The sequence below is a fragment of the Arthrobacter sp. TE12232 genome (assembly GCF_054062615.1).
In genome coordinates this window covers 3,910,495-3,926,677 of the sequence record NZ_JBSSFK010000001.1, presented here as the reverse complement: position 1 = coordinate 3,926,677, position 16,183 = coordinate 3,910,495, and the positions used below count along the sequence as shown (strand labels likewise).

14 protein-coding genes are annotated in these 16,183 nt (G+C 67.4%); 10 read left to right on the top strand and 4 right to left on the bottom strand.

Features of this window, described 5'->3' with window-relative positions; translation table 11 throughout:
• Positions 1 to 56 precede the first annotated feature (56 nt).
• Positions 57 to 1,481: a sugar nucleotide-binding protein gene (locus ACVWZ7_RS17530; RefSeq protein ID WP_456508589.1), complete on the bottom strand. Its 1,425-nt coding sequence runs from the start codon at positions 1,479 to 1,481 to the stop codon at positions 57 to 59.
• 3 nt (positions 1,482 to 1,484) lie between these two features.
• A complete protein-coding gene (rfbB, locus tag ACVWZ7_RS17525; protein WP_456508588.1) occupies positions 1,485 to 2,483 on the bottom strand; it encodes a dTDP-glucose 4,6-dehydratase in 999 nt (332 codons plus the stop codon).
• Between the two features lie 151 nt (positions 2,484 to 2,634).
• Between rfbB and ACVWZ7_RS17520 the strand changes: the two genes are divergently transcribed.
• Positions 2,635 to 4,422, top strand: a complete 1,788-nt coding sequence (locus tag ACVWZ7_RS17520) for a GH25 family lysozyme (RefSeq protein ID WP_456508587.1) — start codon at positions 2,635 to 2,637, stop codon at positions 4,420 to 4,422.
• 90 nt (positions 4,423 to 4,512) lie between these two features.
• On the opposite strand, the gene ACVWZ7_RS17515 is transcribed toward ACVWZ7_RS17520, so the two are convergent.
• Complete coding sequence (locus tag ACVWZ7_RS17515) at positions 4,513 to 5,277, bottom strand: glycosyltransferase (protein WP_456508586.1); 765 nt, start codon at positions 5,275 to 5,277, stop codon at positions 4,513 to 4,515.
• Positions 5,278 to 5,364: 87 nt separating this feature from the next.
• On the opposite strand from ACVWZ7_RS17515, the gene ACVWZ7_RS17510 reads away from it, so the two are divergent.
• From ACVWZ7_RS17510 to ACVWZ7_RS17480, 7 genes are all read left to right on the top strand, one after another.
• Positions 5,365 to 6,600: a polysaccharide biosynthesis protein gene (locus ACVWZ7_RS17510; RefSeq protein WP_456508585.1), complete on the top strand. Its 1,236-nt coding sequence runs from the start codon at positions 5,365 to 5,367 to the stop codon at positions 6,598 to 6,600.
• Positions 6,587 to 7,528: a glycosyltransferase gene (locus ACVWZ7_RS17505; protein ID WP_456508584.1), complete on the top strand. Its 942-nt coding sequence runs from the start codon at positions 6,587 to 6,589 to the stop codon at positions 7,526 to 7,528. Before ACVWZ7_RS17510 ends, ACVWZ7_RS17505 begins: the two co-directional genes overlap by 14 nt.
• 77 nt (positions 7,529 to 7,605) lie before the next feature.
• Positions 7,606 to 8,355 carry a glycosyltransferase family 2 protein gene (locus ACVWZ7_RS17500; protein WP_116766841.1) on the top strand — a complete coding sequence of 250 codons (750 nt, stop codon included), beginning with the start codon at positions 7,606 to 7,608 and terminating at the stop codon, positions 8,353 to 8,355.
• 3 nt (positions 8,356 to 8,358) lie between these two features.
• Positions 8,359 to 8,862: a DUF2304 domain-containing protein gene (locus ACVWZ7_RS17495; protein WP_344367300.1), complete on the top strand. Its 504-nt coding sequence runs from the start codon at positions 8,359 to 8,361 to the stop codon at positions 8,860 to 8,862.
• 1 nt (position 8,863) lies between these two features.
• On the top strand, positions 8,864 to 9,751 hold the full coding sequence (locus ACVWZ7_RS17490) for a glycosyltransferase family 2 protein (protein ID WP_116766840.1): 888 nt from the start codon (positions 8,864 to 8,866) through the stop codon (positions 9,749 to 9,751).
• Between the two features lie 24 nt (positions 9,752 to 9,775).
• Complete coding sequence (locus ACVWZ7_RS17485; protein ID WP_456508583.1) at positions 9,776 to 10,870, top strand: NAD-dependent epimerase/dehydratase family protein; 1,095 nt, start codon at positions 9,776 to 9,778, stop codon at positions 10,868 to 10,870.
• 17 nt (positions 10,871 to 10,887) lie between these two features.
• Positions 10,888 to 11,781 carry a glycosyltransferase gene (locus tag ACVWZ7_RS17480; RefSeq protein ID WP_456508582.1) on the top strand — a complete coding sequence of 298 codons (894 nt, stop codon included), beginning with the start codon at positions 10,888 to 10,890 and terminating at the stop codon, positions 11,779 to 11,781.
• 76 nt (positions 11,782 to 11,857) lie between these two features.
• On the opposite strand, the gene ACVWZ7_RS17475 is transcribed toward ACVWZ7_RS17480, so the two are convergent.
• On the bottom strand, positions 11,858 to 12,940 hold the full coding sequence (locus ACVWZ7_RS17475) for an acyltransferase family protein (RefSeq protein ID WP_456508581.1): 1,083 nt from the start codon (positions 12,938 to 12,940) through the stop codon (positions 11,858 to 11,860).
• 163 nt (positions 12,941 to 13,103) lie between these two features.
• Here ACVWZ7_RS17475 and rfbA point away from each other — a divergent pair, with 163 nt between their 5' ends.
• A complete protein-coding gene (rfbA, locus tag ACVWZ7_RS17470) occupies positions 13,104 to 13,973 on the top strand; it encodes a glucose-1-phosphate thymidylyltransferase RfbA (protein WP_116766836.1) in 870 nt (289 codons plus the stop codon).
• A gap of 78 nt (positions 13,974 to 14,051) precedes the next feature.
• Positions 14,052 to 16,133 carry a DUF6541 family protein gene (locus ACVWZ7_RS17465; RefSeq protein WP_456508580.1) on the top strand — a complete coding sequence of 694 codons (2,082 nt, stop codon included), beginning with the start codon at positions 14,052 to 14,054 and terminating at the stop codon, positions 16,131 to 16,133.
• Positions 16,134 to 16,183: the final 50 nt, after the last annotated feature.

Below are 16,183 nucleotides of genomic sequence, written 5' to 3'. Positions count from 1 at the left end.
CGCGTGAACGGGTCTTTTTCGCGTGCTGATCCTTAGCTGAACCGCACGGCCAAGGCTCAGTGCTGGGGAACTGTTGCCCCCATGTACGCCCTGAGCCGGTCCGAGGACAGCGGCGGGACGAACCCGGCGGCCTTGATCTTGTCCAGCTCGAGGGCACTGTTCAACGGGCGCGGCGAGACGGCCTTGCCCTTGAAGTACTCCTCCGTGCTGACACCCGTCACGGCCTCCCGCGGCTTGCCGGCGAGCTCGTAGACGTCCGCGGCGATCTCCGCCCAGGACTGCGGATCGCCGTCGTTGCTGAGGTTGTAGACGCCGTACGCGGCGCCCGACTCCAGCAGGTGCCGGATGCCGGCGGCGATGTCCTCCGTGAAGCTCAGCCGCCCGATCTGGTCGTCCACCACCGACGGCTCTATGCCGCGTTCCGCCAGCGAGGCCATGGTGCGGACGAAGTTGTTGCCTTCGCCGATCACCCAGCTCGTGCGCACGATGTAGTGCCGGGGCACCACGCTGACGACGGCGTCGCCCGCGGCCTTGGTCTGGCCGTAGACGCCCAGCGGCGCCAGGGGCTCCGACTCGTCGTGTGTGGCGCGCGTGCCGTCGAAGACATAGTCCGAGGACACGTGGACCAGTGTGAGGTCGTGTTCGACGGCGGTGCGGGCCAGCCGCGCCACGGCGGTGACGTTGACCGCCCAGGCCGCCGCACGGCCTTCGGCCGACTCGGCGGCATCCACCGCCGTGTAGGCCGCGGCGTTGATGATCGCGGAATAGTTCTTCCAGTTGCGCCCGGTGAAGGCGTCCTCGCTGCCGAGGTCGAACTCGCCGCGGCCGGCGAATTCAACGGACGCGTCGCCGTCGTACTGTTTGCGCAGGGCCTTGCCGAGCTGGCCGTCGGCACCGACCACGAGGACCTTCTTCGGCGGCATCGGCGTGACGTCCGCCAGCCGCGGGTGTGCCTTGTCCTTGTCCGAGAGCTCGGCCTGCTCCAGCGGCACGGGCCAGCTGATGGCCGCGGTCTCGTCGGCGAGGTTCAGGAAGGTGTACTGGCCCTGGGCGTCGGCGGACCAGTGGTCGTTGACGAGGTAGGTGTAGGCGGTGTTGTCTTCCAGCGTCTGGAAGGCGTTCCCCACTCCGCGGGGAATGAAGATGGCCTGGCTGGGATCCATTTCGGCAGTGAACACGGCGCCGAACGTCGGGCCTTCGCGCAGGTCCACCCAGGCGCCGAAGATCCGGCCGGTGGCCACGGAAATGAACTTGTCCCACGGCTCGGCGTGGATCCCGCGGGTGGTGCCCGCCGACTCGTTGAAGGAGATGTTGTTCTGCACCGGGCGGAAGTCCGGGAGGCCGAGCGCCACCATCTTTTCCCGCTGCCAGTTCTCCTTGAACCAGCCCCGGTTGTCGCCGTGGACCGGAAGGTCGTACAGGACGACGCCGGGAATCGGGGTTTCGTGTGCTGTGAGCTTCTTCGAGAACTCGATCGACATGGTCTACTGGCCCTGTTCCTTGTACTTGGCTTCGGTCGCGGCCTTCTGCGGACGCCACCAGTCCTCGTTGTTCCGGTACCAGGCGATGGTGTCTTCGATGCCGGCGTCGAAGTTGGAGAACTTCGGCTCCCAGCCGAGTTCGTCGCGCAGCTTGGAGGAGTCGATCGCGTAGCGCATGTCGTGGCCGGGCCGGTCCACGACGTGGTCGTAGGCATCCGGCGCCTGGCCCATGTGCTTGAGGATCAGCTCGACGACGTCCTTGTTGTTCTTCTCGCCGTCGGCGCCGATCAGATAGGTCTCGCCGATCCGGCCCTTGGCGATGATCGCCAGGACAGCGGACGAGTGGTCATTGGCGTGGATCCAGTCCCGGACGTTCTCGCCCTTGCCGTACAGCTTGGGGCGGATGCCGTCGATCACGTTGGTGATCTGGCGCGGAATGAACTTCTCCACGTGCTGGTACGGGCCGTAGTTGTTCGAGCAGTTGCTGATGGTCGCCTGCAGGCCGAAGGACCGCACCCAGGCCCGGACCAGCAGATCCGAGCCCGCCTTGGTGGAGGAATACGGGCTCGAGGGGTTGTAGGGCGTGTTCTCGGTGAACCGCTCCGGATCGTCGAGCTCGAGGTCGCCGTACACCTCATCCGTGGAGATGTGGTGGAAGCGCTTGTTGTGCTTCCGTGCCGCCTCGATCAGGGTGTACGTCCCGATGATGTTCGTGTCCAGGAACGGGCGGGGATCGTGCAGCGAGTTGTCGTTGTGGGATTCCGCCGCGTAGTGAACCACGACGTCCGTCCCGGCGACCAGGTCGTCAACCACTGCGGCGTCGCAGATGTCCCCCTGCACCAGCGTGAAGTGGTCTGCCGGAAGGCCCGCCAGCGACTCCACATTGCCCGCGTAGGTGAGCTTGTCGAGGACCGTGACGTGGTGGTCGGTGTTCTCCAGTACGTAGTGGACAAAATTGGAACCGATGAAACCGGCACCGCCGGTGACGAGGAGTTTCTGCATTAGGCCAGCTTACCGGCTGACGATTTTCTCCCGTCCCGACGCGGGACACACCAAAAGCAACATTGGCCACAGTGGTAACACTGAGGGCAATTGGTTACTCTTTACGCACATACGGGGGTGATCTTGGCCTCTGTCCAGATCCTCCGGAGTAATGGTGACGACTATCAAAATCCACAAACTACGGACCGCGGCGGCACTCTGCCTTCCCTTCGCGCTGGCGCTGACCTGGGCTAACCCTGCATCCGCGGCACCCGCTCCCAGCCCCTCCCCGACCGCCACCGCCGCCGCGCCCACAGCGACCCCCAAACCGACGGCGACAACCAGCGCGGCTGCCCCCGCGAAGGCCAGCGCCCCGGCCACCACCCCTCAGGCCACCACCCTTCAAGCCACGGCGCAGGCGGCGACGGCAGCGGCGGCGCCGTCGTCCGCTCCGGCCACGGCGGAAGCCGCGGCCGCCCCGCAACAGGGCCAGGCGACAATGGGGCGGGCCGGACTGAATCCGGCGTCGGCCTCGGCGGCGATGGCCAAGACGCAACAGGCCGCCGTGACCCAAGCGACCGAGCCGTGGGTGGCGGAGCAGCCGCTGGACACCCGCGGGCAGCCTCTGGGACTGGATGTGAGTTCGTGGCAGGGCAGCGTCAACTGGTCCTCCGTCAAGGCCAACGGCGCCCGCTTCGCCTACGTCAAGGCCACCGAGGGCACCAGCTACGTGAACAGCCAATTCGGGGCCCAGTACACGGGCGCGAGCTCCGTCGGCCTGCTCCGCGGGGCCTATCACTTCGGCCGGCCCGATGTCTCCGGGGGCGCCGCCCAGGCCCAGTTCTTCGTCAACAACGGCGGCGGCTGGTCCGCCGACGGCGTCACGATGCCCCCGGTCCTGGACATCGAGGACAACCCCTACGCCGGCCTCAACCGCTGCTACGGTGCCACGCCGGGGCAGCTGGCCACCTGGGTCCGGGACTTCACCCAGACCGTGTACCGCATGACCAACAAACAGGCCATGATCTACACGAGCTACTACTTCTGGCGCGACTGCCTGGGCAACACCAGCGAATTCAGCCAGACCAACCCGCTGTGGCTGGCCTCCTACTACACCAATGCACCGGCCGTTCCCGGCGGATGGCCCACCTACACCGTCTGGCAGTATGCCAACGCCTACGCCGACGCTTCCCAGACCGTCAAGGCCACGTTCCCCGGCGATCAGAACGTCTTCAACGGCTCGCTGGACCAGCTCCGCAAACTCGCCTCCACGCCTGACACCTACCCGATCGGCCTCATACCCGGCGCCACGCTGCTCAGCGGCAAGTGGGCCGGCGACGGCAAGTCCTACACCGGCTGGTTCAAGGACGGGTTCTGGTGCTTGCAGATGCCCTCCGCCCCGCGGCGCTGCTTCAACTACGGCATGCCGGGCGACAAGCCCGTGGTCGGCGACTGGAACGGTGACGGCCGGGCCGGGATCGGTATCTTCCGGAACGGCATGTGGTGGCTCGTCGATGACCTCAACACCATGGCCATCACGAAGGTGGTGGGCTTCGGCGTCGGCTCCGACACCCCGATCGTTGGCGACTGGAGCGGCGCCGGCCGCGACGGAATCGGCATCTGGCGCAACTCCAGCTTCCAGGTCAGCTATAACGTCAACAATCCGGTGGTCAATGAGTACACCGGATTCGGGATTCCCTCCGATACGCCGATCGTCGGCGACTGGGACGGCGACGGAAAGACCAGCATCGGGGTGTGGCGCAACGGCGAATGGTGGCTCAGCAACCGGATCAAGTCCCCCGTGGTCTCCAACTTCATCGCCTTCGGGGTCAGCACAGACCGTCCCATCACAGGCGACTGGAACGGTGACAAACTGACCACCGTGGGCATCGTGCGCGGCAACAGCTGGCAGCTGACCAACAGCCTCGCCACGCGGACGGTGGACGTCTCCTACTTCTAGGGACGAACGACTTTCAGGGACACCTGACGCAAGAAGGCCCGGGACCGCAGAGGTCCCGGGCCCTCTTGGTCCACGGCTGGACTCTTGAAGCTACGTCCGCGCCGACGCCGCCCGGAGCCTCCGCCGGGCCTCGACCATGAGGCGCAGGAGCACCACCCGTGCGGCCAGGATAACGCGCAGCGAACGCCAGCCGCGCGGGGTGGCGTTGCTCTCGTGCAGCCTCCGCAACAGGGTCGAGTCGTCCAGGTGACGGATGGAGCCCGCGGTATTGCCGAGGATTGCGAGCCAGAGGTCGTGGGACTCGTGCAGGTACGCGGGCACCGGGACAAAGCTGGGCAGCACTTCGCGACGGAAGGCCATCCCGCAGCCGTAGTAGGCACGGTAGCCGACCATGATGCCCCAGAGGTTGGCCCGGTGGCGGCCGCTGTCGGCCGCGCGGAGCCGGGGAATCGGGGGCCGGTCGCCCCCGCCGAGCACATCGAAGTTACTGGCCACGACCGCGTGCGTGGCCAGGGCTTCCAGCATGGCGTCCAGCCGGCCCCCGATCCAGACGTCATCCTGGTCGGCCAGGAAGATCGCTCCGCCGCGGCTGGCCCGCACGGCCTGCTCGAAGGAGCGGACGTACCCCTGGTTGGCGGCGGCCTCGATTAGACGGATCCTGGGATCAGCGAGCTGCCGGATCCGCGCCACGGTGTCATCCGTGGACGCGTCGTCCACGATCACGATCTCGTCGTCGGGGCCCAGCTGGGCCAGGATCGAGGCGAGCTGCTCCTCCACGAACGCCGCGCCGTTGTACGTTGCCATGCAGATGCTGGCCCGGAGCGGAACGTCGGGCAACCGGTTCTGATCGTTCATCTGCACCATCCTAGGGGACCGCGGGCAGCGGCCGGGCATCCCGTAGGATCGAGGGACGATGTCTAAGAAACAAGGATTCCGGCTCGAATGAGAACCGTACTGCTACGACTTTCAGGGTTCACCATTCTGCCCCTGCTGTCCTTGATCACCCCGCTCCTGCTGCTCCCGGTCATCTCCGGCTTCGTCGGTGGCGAAGGAATCTCCAGCGTCATCTCGGGGCAGGCAATCGGCACCTTCGCCGCCACCATCCTGATGTGGGGCTGGAACGTGGACGGGCCCGTCGCCGTCGCCCGGGCGGCCAGCAGCGCCGACCGCGCCCGGGTCTACCTGCGCAGCATCCGGACCCGGCTGCTGCTGCTCGTCCTCACCTTGCCCGCCGCCGCCGCCGTCGCCGCGCTCGTGGCCGTTCCCGCATTCCGCTGGGAAGCCGTGGCCATGGCGTGGGCGGTCGCGTTCGCGGGGATGTCGCCGTCGTGGTTCTGCATCGGGCTGGGCCAGCCGCGGCTGCTGGCCGTCTACGACACCGTTCCGCGTTTCATCGCCACCGCCCTGGCCCTCCCCGTGCTGCTGATCAGCCACCAGCTCTGGTACTACACGGCCCTGGTCGCCGCCATGAGCCTGGCCTCCCTCATCGTGTTTCACCGGACCTACTCCCCCGGAGGAAACTGGTGGCCCCGCGATCTCCGCGGCGCCCTCCGCGAGCTCGGGGCCCAGGGCCGGACGGCGGGCATCAGCCTCGCCGGCAACGCCTACGCCTCCACGCCCACCCCGATTGCCACCGCCACGACCGCCCCGGCGGCGTCCGGCAGCCTGGCCACGGCCGACACGCTGTACCGCTTCGGCCTGTTCACCGTGGTGGCCCTGGGCAATGCCTTCCAGGGCTGGACCCTCGAACGCGGGGCGTCCGGCCGCAAACGACGCCATCTGGCAGCCATCTGGTCCCACATCGGACTCGGCGTGATCGGCGCGGCGGTCCTGACCGTCGCCGGACCGTTTGTCAGCAGCCTCCTTTTCGCCGGACAGGCCCAGGCAACCACCGAATTATGCTTCTACTACGGGCTCGCCTTCCTCTTCCTCAGTGCCAGCACCCCGTTCATCCGGAACCTGCTCATTCCGGCCGGCCAGCAGAGCCTCGTGCTGCGCTGGACGCTGATCTCCGCCGTATTCGGGGTCGCGGCCATGATCTACGCCGGGTCCATCGGGAACGCCCCCGGCATCGCGCTGGGGATGGCCTTGAGCGAAGCTATCCTGTTCGTGACCCTGCTGATCCCGGGGTCACGACTGCTCGCCAAAGAAAGCATGGAGCCCGTTGTCGCCGAATAATCCGTCGCCGAATGATCCGTCCCCCAGCGTCGTCGCCGTCGTCGCCGCCTATCGCCCCGATCCGTCCCTGACCGACACCGTGCGGGCCCTGCAGCAGCAGGTGGCGCACGTCGTCGTCGTGGACGACGGATCGCCCGACGGCTCCGAAGCCGTGCTGGCCGGCCTCGCGGACGCCGGCGCCCTGGTGGTCCGGCAACCGCAAAACTCAGGGATCGCGGCAGCCCTGAACGCCGGCATCGCGGCGGCGCGGACACACTGGAACCCGGACTTCTTCCTCACGCTGGACCAGGACTCGCGCCCCGTCGGCGAGTACGTCCGGCGGGGCCTGGCCACCTACGCCCGCGCCACCGCCGCCGGCATGGGCGTCGGATTCGTGACGGCCGCCTCCTACAGCGGCCACCCCATCCCCGTCCTGCACACCGACGGCCGGTTCGTGCACGCCTTCGATCCGATGCAGTCCGGTTTCCTCATCCCGCGCTCCACCGTGGACCGGCTGGGCCCCTTCGAGGAGGCCCTGTTCATCGACGGCGTCGACTCCGAATTCACCATGCGCACCCGTGCCGCAGGGCTCGGCGTCCTGGTGGGTGAGGGCTGTGACATCGCCCACGACCTCGGACAGCGCGAGCCCGGCCGGCTCTTCGGCCGGCCGGTGCGGGTCCTGGGCCGGGAAATTTCGTATAACTACCACTCGCCCAGCCGGGTCTACTACATCTGCCGGAACGGGACGCTGTTGACCCTGCGCTACCTGCGCAAGTATCCGGGCTGGGTGCTGCGGCGCCTCGTGGAGGAACTGAAGGCGCATATCCTGCGCTTCACCTTCAGCCCGGGCCGCGCCAAGCTTTTACGCGCCGCCGTCGCAGGGTTCACGGACGCGGTCCGGGGCTCGACAGGGCGGATCCCGGCGGAGTTGGAACGGCGCCTGCGCTGAAGCAGGCAGCGCCCGACGCCGCCCGGGCGGCCGCCGCCAGCGAGGACCCTGCACGCAATTGATATAGTTTGGACGATATGGAAGCCCTACCCTCCCCGCGCGTCTTGGTGATCATGCCTGCCTGGAATGAAGGCGCCGTGGTTGGCAGCACCGTGCGGGAAGTCCTCCGCACGAATGCCCGCTACGACGTGCTCGTCGTCAACGACGGCTCCACGGACTCGACGGCGCAGGAGGCGGCAGCGGCCGGTGCAACCGTCCTAAACCTGCCGTTCAACCTCGGCGTCGGGGGCGCCATGCGGGCCGGCTTCAAGTACGCCCAACGCCTCGGCTACGTCCAGGTCATCCAGGTCGACTCGGACGGCCAACACGACCCCCGGAACATTGACGAAGTCCTCGCCGGCCTCCAGCACGCGGACATCTCCATCGGCGCCCGCTTCGCCGACCGCGGCGAATACAAGGTCACCGGCCCCCGGAAGTGGGCCATGCAGCTGCTGGCCAAGGTCATTTCCGGCCTCGCCAAGACCCGCCTGACGGACGTCACCAGCGGCTTCCGGGCCGCCAACGAGCGCGCCGTCGCCCAATACCTCGACCACTATCCCGCCGAATACCTGGGCGACACGATCGACTCGCTCGTCGTGGCCATCCGCTCGGGCTGCACGGTCACGCAGGTGCCCGTGGAGATGCGGGCACGCCAGGGCGGCAAGCCAAGCCACAACCCCGTCAAGGCAGCCATTTACCTCGGAAGGTCCGTGTTCGCCCTGCTCTTCGCCCTTACCCGGAAACCCACACGACTGGCCACCCGGGCCGCTGAACCCGCAGGAGCCTAGGACATGGGAAACATCGCAGCCTTCCTGCTGGCGCTTGCCATCGTGGCCCTGGTCATCGAGATGCTTCGGCGCAAAAAGCTCCGGGAGAAGTACGCCGTCCTCTGGCTGGTGGTCGGCGTCGCCACCCTGGTCTTGGCCGCGTTCCCCCGGCTGCTGAACATCGTTGCCGAATTCGTCGGCGTCCAGATTCCCTCCAACCTGCTGTTCGCCATGAGCATCCTCATGCTGTTGGGCGTCTGCCTGCACTTGTCTTGGGAAATCTCTGTCGTGGAGGACGAAACCCGGACCCTGGCGGAGGAGGTGGCCATCCTGCGCACCCAGCTCGAGTCCCTGGAGCAGCACCGCCACCTGTCCGCGCTGGATGCGGGCCGCCCGGATCCGGTCCCGAATCCCCTCCCGGACTCCCGCAAGAATCCCCTTGGAAATCCGCTCGCGGGTGAGGCCGCGCCGGCGGCCCAGGCCCGCGCGCACGTCACCGACCGTCCCGCCGAAAGCACGGAATCCTAAGATGCCCCTCGATATTTTCATTCCCTACTGGGGCGACCCCGGCTACATGAAGGAAACCGTCCGCAGCGTCCTGGCCCAGGACAACGGCGACTGGCTCCTGACCGTCGTGGACGACGCCTACCCCGGGACGGACATTGCCGAGTACATGGCCGGGATCCAGGATGAGCGAGTCCGCTACATCCGCAAAGACGTCAATGCCGGCATCACCGAGAACTACCGCACGTGCGTCGGGATGGCCACCCAGGAGGTCATGGTCATCCTGGGCTGCGACGACGTCCTGCTGCCGAACTACGTTGATGTGATCCTGGCCGCCCACCGGCGCTTCCCCGACGCGGCGATCATCCAGCCGGGGGTCCAGGTCATCGATGAACAAAGCCAGGTGGTGGCCACGCTGGCGGACTCCGTGAAGCAGAAGATCGTCCGTCCCCGGGGACAAGGCAAGCAGCTCATCGCCGGTGAGGCCATTGCCAGCAACCTCATGCACGGGGACTGGCTGTACTGGCCCTCCCTCGCGTTCCGGACCGACAAGATCCGCGAAGTGGACTTCCGGGACGGGTTCCCGATCATCCAGGACCTCGCCCTCATCATGGACATGATCTACAAGGGCGATCAGCTGCTGATCGAGCCCACGGTGTGCTTCCAGTACCGCCGGCACTCCAACAGCGCCTCCTCGACCAAGCTCGTTGACGGTTCACGATTCGCCGGCGAACGCGAATACTTCGCCCTGTCCGCGGAGCAGGCCGACGCTCTCGGCTGGCGCCGGGCCAAGCGCGCCGCCAAGCTCAGGCTTACGTCCCGGGCGCATGCCCTCTCTCTGCTTCCCCAGGCCGTCCTGGACCGCAACTCCACAGCCGTCAGCGCGCTCGTGCGCCACTCCTTCGGCAAGTAAACGCCCCGCAACGAAAGGTCCGCTGTGACTTCTTCCGAAACCTCCGCACGCCCAGGCGGAACCGTCCTTGTCACCGGCGGCGCCGGTTTCATTGGCTGCGCCATTTCCGCCGCCCTCGCCGACGCTTTCGACCGCGTAGTCGTGGTGGACAGCCTCCACCCGCAGATCCATGCCACGGGCGAGCGTCCGGCGGAGCTTGACGCTCGGGCGGAACTGATCGTTGCCGACGTCGCCGAGGCCCAGACGTGGGACACGGTCCTGGCGCAGCACTCCCCCGACGTCGTCATCCACCTGGCTGCTGAGACCGGAACGGGCCAGTCGCTCGAAGAGTCCACCCGGCACACGCACGTTAACGTGGTGGGCACGTCGCAGCTGCTGGACGGGCTCAACCGCCACGGCAAACTTCCGCGCAGGATCGTGCTGTCCTCCAGCCGCGCCGTGTACGGCGAGGGTGCCTGGAGCGACGCCGCCGGCAAGGCCTTCTACCCGGGACAGCGCACCAGTGCCACCCTGGACCAGGCCCAGTGGGACTTCCCCGGCGCCACCCCGCTGCCGATGAAGGCCTCCGTGACGTTCCCGGCTCCCGTGAGCGTCTACGGCGCCACGAAACTGGCCCAGGAACATGTCCTGCAGGCCTGGGCCAAGTCCTATGGTGTTGAGACCGTCATCCTGCGGCTGCAGAACGTCTACGGTCCCGGCCAGTCCCTGATCAACCCGTACACCGGCATCATGAGCCTGTTCTGCCGCATGGCGATGGGCGGGAAGTCCATTCCGCTGTACGAGGACGGCGAAGTGCGCCGCGACTTCATCCTGATCGACGACGTTGCCTCCGCGATTGTCGCCGGCGCCGTCTCCCCCACGGTCCAGGGCGAGCCCATGGACATCGGATCCGGCGAGTTCCAGACCATCGGCACCGCCGCGAAGCTCATCGCACAGCACTACAACGCGCCCGCGCCGCATGTCACCGGCCAGTACCGGCAGGGCGACGTCCGGCACGCGTGGGCGGACATCACGGCGGCGAAGGACGTGCTCGGGTGGACCCCGCAGTACAACCTCGCCCACGGCATCGACCGACTCGCCACCTGGATCGACGCCCAGCCCGACGTCCAGCCCGCCTGACCCGAACGGACGCTCCCGTGCCCCGGACTACCGCCGTCGTTTCCCTGTTCAACCCCGACGACGGCGTGCTGGCGAACGCCGCCGCGCTGCTCGCCCAGGCTGACGCGGTGGTGGTCGTCGACGACGGCAGCCCCCTGGACACCGCCCGGATCCTGGCCGCGCTGGAAAGCCTGGGCTGCGGTGTGGTGCGGCTCGCCGAGAACTCCGGCATCGCCGCTGCGCTCAACGCGGGAATCACCGCAGCCCTCGCGGCCGCCCCGAAGCCCGACTACATCCTGACCATGGACCAGGACTCGCTGCTGGACCCCGGCTACGTCGACGCGCTTCTCACCGCCGCCGCGGCCGCCGCCGGGGCCGGGGTCCCGGTCGGCATGGTTGCCCCGGCGTCGGTCCGTGGCCTGCCGGTGCGCCGAGGCCCGGTCCTGAACGGCATCCAGCTCGGCGGGGAACCCATCCAGTCAGGACTGCTGGTGCCGGTGCCGGTCCTCGAAAAGGTGGGCCTCTTCCAGGGCCCGCTGTTCATCGACGGCGTGGACAGCGAGTTCCACCTCCGGTGCGAGGCCGCGGGTCTCCGCACCGTGCTGGCCCCCAACGCCGCGCTCAACCATGCCCTGGGCAGCCCGGCCACAGCCAACGTCTTTGGCCGCGACGTGTCCGTCGCGGGCCGGCCACTTAAGATCAGGACGGCCGCGGACTGGCGCTACTACTACCTCTTCCGGAACCGGATCCTGCTCGCACGCCAGTACGGCCGGCGCTTTCCGCTGTGGACGCTCAAGGGCCTGCTGGCGGACTACCGCCACCTGGCGATCGTCACGCTGCTGGCCCCAGGCCGCGGGATCCGCCTGGCCAACGCCTTCCGTGGCATGGCGGACGGCGTGCGCGGAGTCTCCGGGCGGCGCGCCCGGCACTAGCCGCCCGGCACTAGGTGCCCGGCACTAGCCGCCCGGGGTCCGCTCATGGGATGCGGGCCCGGGACGTGGCTTCCGGTCAGCCGGCGTTCTTGGCCCGCCGCATGACCGGGCGCTCAACGAAGAACCAGCTGGCCGCGGCGAACGGGATCGTGCACAGCGTGGCCGCCACGGTGAACCACGCGACGCCCCAGTGGTACGCGCCGAACACCGCCAGCAGCTGCTGGACGGGAAACGCGTAGATGTAGGCGCCGTAGGAGATGTCGTGACGGCCCACAATGGCGGGCTGCGGCAGCCACGTGGAAATCCAGAGAAGCCCGTAAGCAATGAAGGGCGCGGCGAGCTGACCGCCGAAGCCGTCGACGAAGAAGATCGACAGGGCAGCCAGCACGATCGAGACCGGGCCGGCCACCTTGTGGATGCCGATCTTGTTGCTGAGCACCTGCACCACGGCGCCGCCGAGGAAGTACGGGATCAGTCGTGCCGCGAGTTCAAAGTCCAGGTTCGACTGCAGGTAGGGCTTGAGGACGCCGACGTTGGCCCACAGGGCCACGCTGGCAATGAACGCGGCCACCACCGGCCACGGGGACTTGCGGACCAGGGGAATGAACGCCATCACGGCGACCAGCAGGTAGCACATGAACTCGAAGTACAACGTCCACAGCGAGCCGTTCCATGCCCCCGGATAAGGCACGCCCGCCGGGGTGCCGGCAATGTCGTAGCTGACAATCCGCAGGGACAGGTTCGCGAAGATGGAATTCAAAGGCGTAGTGGGCGTCTGCATGAAGCCGTGCAGGGAGCCGTGCTGGATCACGTAGGCGATCGGGGCGAAGCCGAAGGCCATGACGATCAGGCAGACAATGAACCCCGGGAAGATCCGGGCGACACGGTGCACCAGGTACCGGCCGATCCCGCTGCCAAAGCGGCTGGCCGTAATCAGGTAACCACTGATGCCGAAGAACCCGGCCACCGCCCAGCCGCCAAGGTTTTCGCCGCGGAACCCCCAGCCGTTGCCGGCGCCGACGATGTGCCAGCTATGGGCAAGCAGGACCATGAAGGCGAGAACCAGCCTGATGAGGTTCAAGCTGTTCTTCCGCGGGTCCAGCCGGCTCCCCACTGCCGGGGCCGGCTTTGCCTTGGGTGTCAGTACAGCTGCGCTCAATTCCGGCATCCTTCATCACGTAGTCCAGACCCACAATTCTACCTTGCAGGGCCCCGCACCCCGGGCGCCGGTTGCCGTGGGTGCGCTCTTGAGCACGCGTTGCGCGCGCCGGAACGGGCACCTGGTTTGCTGTCACCGGCCAAGGTACGGAAGGATTGGGCCTATGCGTGGAATAATCCTGGCCGGCGGTACCGGCTCCCGGCTTCACCCCATCACCCTGGGCATCAGCAAGCAGCTCGTCCCCGTCTACGACAAGCCGATGATCTACTACCCCTTGTCCACGCTGATCCTTGCGGGCATCCGGGACATCCTCATTATCACCACGCCCCATGACGCAGAGCAGTTCCAGCGGCTCCTGGGCGACGGTTCCCAGTTCGGCGTCAACCTCACGTACATCCAGCAGCCTTCGCCGGACGGCCTGGCCCAGGCGTTCGTGCTGGGTGCCGAGCACATCGGCAACGAAACCGTGGCGCTGGTCCTCGGTGACAACATCTTCTACGGCCAGGGCATGGGCACGCAGCTGCGCCGGCACGCCGACATCGACGGCGGCGCGGTGTTCGGCTACTGGGTCCGCGATCCGAAGGCCTACGGCGTTGTGGAATTCGACGACGACGGCAAGGCCCTCTCGCTGGAAGAGAAGCCCGAAAAGCCGCGCAGCCACTACGCCGTGCCGGGCCTGTACTTCTACGACAACGACGTCATCGAAATCGCCAAGAACCTCAAGCCCTCGGCCCGCGGTGAACTCGAGATCACCGACGTCAACCGGACCTACCTCGAGCGCGGCAAGCTGCACGTGGAGATCCTCCCCCGCGGCACAGCCTGGCTGGACACCGGAACCTTCGATGACCTCAGCGATGCCTCCAACTTCATCCGTACGGTGGAAAACCGCCAGGGACTGAAGATCGGTGCCCCGGAAGAGATCGCCTGGCGGCTGGGCTTCCTGACCGACGACGAACTTCGCCAGCGCGCGGAGCCCCTGGTCAAGAGCGGCTACGGAGCCTATCTTCTGGGACTGCTGGACCAGACCATCTGACGTGCCCGCCTGTCCTGACGCGCCCGCCTGCGGCGGGCCGGTACCTGCCCGTGCCCGCATTTCTTCGAAGCTGATACGTTGACCTGGTTCCAGACGCTGCCGTACCTGCTCGAGGCAGCGCTGTTCCTCCTGCTGCCCGGCGGCTTGGTGACACTGAGCCTGGGCCTGCGGCGGCTGTCCGCGGCCGCCCTGGCAGGACCGGTCACAATTTCCATTGCAGCGGTCCTCGCCGTGGTCCTGCCGTTCGCGCACATCCCCTGGACGCCCGCTGCCGTGCTGGCCGGGGGCATCCTGCTCGCCGCCCTGCTCTTCGGCATCCGATTCTTCGCGCTCCGGCGCCTGCACCCGGGCAGCAGCCTGCGGCACACCCTGACCACCGCCTCCCGCGGGGCATCCCCCGCGGGAACTTTCCCCGCCGACGCGCAGCAGCCGAAGGCAGGCCGGCCCCGCAGCGACGTCTGGGTTGCAGCGGCCTTCGTCGCGGGGGCGGCGCTGATCCTGCTTGAACTCGCAGTCGTTTTCGGCACTCCGGAAAGCTTCTCCCAGACATTCGACAACGTGTTCCACCTCAACGGGGTGCGGTACATTCTCGATACCGGCAACGCGTCCTCGCTGTCGATGTCGAAGATGACCAGCGGCGACGCGGCGCCCTACTTCTATCCCGCCGCCTGGCACGGCCTGGCAGCGGCCGTCGTCCAACTGACAGGCCTGCCGATTACGGCGGCCGTGAACGTGCTGAACATGGCGGTGGCCGCACTGGTGTGGCCGCTGGGCTGCATGATGCTGACACGGACAGTGGCGGGCAAGCGGCCGGTGGCCGTCGGCGCTGCCGCAATCCTATCCGCACTGTTCGCGCCGTTCCCGCTCCTGCTGCTGGATTTCGGCGTGCTGTACCCGAATTTCCTGGCCATCAGCATGCTCCCGGCCGTCCTGGCCAGCATTGCCCTGCTGTTCCGGGTCGCGCGCGATCTTCAGTGGCCGCCGATGCCGCGGTTCACGCTGCCGCTGCTGATCCTTCCGGGACTTGCCCTGGCCCATCCGAACGGCTTCATGTCGCTCCTGGCGCTCTCGGTTCCGATCGTCCTGCAGGCCTACGCCCGTTTGGCCGCCGACCACGGTTACCGGGCCCGCCACCGGAGCGTCTGGCTCCTTGCCAGCCTGGGCCTGGGCGCCGGTGCGGTGGCCCTCTATCTGCTGTGGACCAATATCCGGCCGCCGGAAGATGCCGCATTCTGGGAACCCGTGCAAACGCCCCGGGGTGCCGTGTGGGACGTTGTCGCCAACGCCGCGATCGACCGCCCGGCTGCGATCGGCGTCAGCGTGCTCATGCTGATCGGACTCTACGTGTGCTGGCGGCGCGGCGGCAGGACATGGATGATCGCAGCCTTTGTCATCACCGGCGTGCTGTACGTGGTCGTCTCCGGCACCCTGAAGGGCGATCTGCGCAGCGCCCTGACCGGCGTCTGGTACAACGACAGCAACAGGCTCGCGGCGCTCCTGCCGCTAACGGCCCTGCCGTTTGCCGCCGTCGGCGTCGATTCCTTCGCCGTCTGGCTGCGCCGCCGGCTTGACCGGCTGGCAGCGTCGCGCCCGGCAGAGAAGGACAGTGCAGCCAAGGAAAAGACAGGGGCCGGCCGCGGCAGCAGGATTGCCTTCACCGCCATCTGCGGCGTACTGGCGCTTGCCGTGCTTGCGTCCCAGGTTCCTTCGATGAGGGCCGCCATCGGTTCGGCCCGGATGAACTACCTCGAAACCGACCATTCGCTGCTCATCTCCACGGACGAACAGAAGATCATTGACCGGCTGGACGGGATTGTTCCCGAGGGCGACGCCATCGCCGTGAACCCGTGGACCGGCGGTGCCCTGGCCTATGCCCTGGCCCACCGCGAGACCACCGCCAAACACATTCTGACGGCCAACACGGCCGCCGTCGACATCCTCAACCAGAGCCTCCGCAACGCCGACACCGATCCTGACGTCTGTGCCGCGTTGAAGGCGACGGGCGTCCGCTACGTCCTGGACTTTGGCGCCAATGAAGTCCACTTCGGCGATCATCCCTTCCCGGGACTGGAGAACCTCAACAACTCGCTGGCCGTCCGGCTCGTACTGGCAGAAGGCGGCGCACGGCTTTACGAAGTGACAGCCTGCAGGGGCACATGAGTCCCGGGAAAGTGGTCCGGACACGAGTCCCTGGAATGCGGCCCGCTAAA

Excerpts from the sequence above, each read along its gene's own strand:
- ACVWZ7_RS17530 (WP_456508589.1), bottom strand. The coding sequence starts at position 1,481 with ATGTCGATCGAGTTCTCGAAGAAGCTCACAGCACACGAAACCCCGATT.
- rfbB (WP_456508588.1), bottom strand. The coding sequence starts at position 2,483 with ATGCAGAAACTCCTCGTCACCGGCGGTGCCGGTTTCATCGGTTCCAAT.
- ACVWZ7_RS17520 (WP_456508587.1), top strand. The coding sequence starts at position 2,635 with ATGGTGACGACTATCAAAATCCACAAACTACGGACCGCGGCGGCACTC.
- ACVWZ7_RS17515 (WP_456508586.1), bottom strand. The coding sequence starts at position 5,277 with ATGAACGATCAGAACCGGTTGCCCGACGTTCCGCTCCGGGCCAGCATC.
- ACVWZ7_RS17510 (WP_456508585.1), top strand. The coding sequence starts at position 5,365 with ATGAGAACCGTACTGCTACGACTTTCAGGGTTCACCATTCTGCCCCTG.
- ACVWZ7_RS17500 (WP_116766841.1), top strand. The coding sequence starts at position 7,606 with ATGGAAGCCCTACCCTCCCCGCGCGTCTTGGTGATCATGCCTGCCTGG.
- ACVWZ7_RS17495 (WP_344367300.1), top strand. The coding sequence starts at position 8,359 with ATGGGAAACATCGCAGCCTTCCTGCTGGCGCTTGCCATCGTGGCCCTG.
- ACVWZ7_RS17490 (WP_116766840.1), top strand. The coding sequence starts at position 8,864 with ATGCCCCTCGATATTTTCATTCCCTACTGGGGCGACCCCGGCTACATG.
- rfbA (WP_116766836.1), top strand. The coding sequence starts at position 13,104 with ATGCGTGGAATAATCCTGGCCGGCGGTACCGGCTCCCGGCTTCACCCC.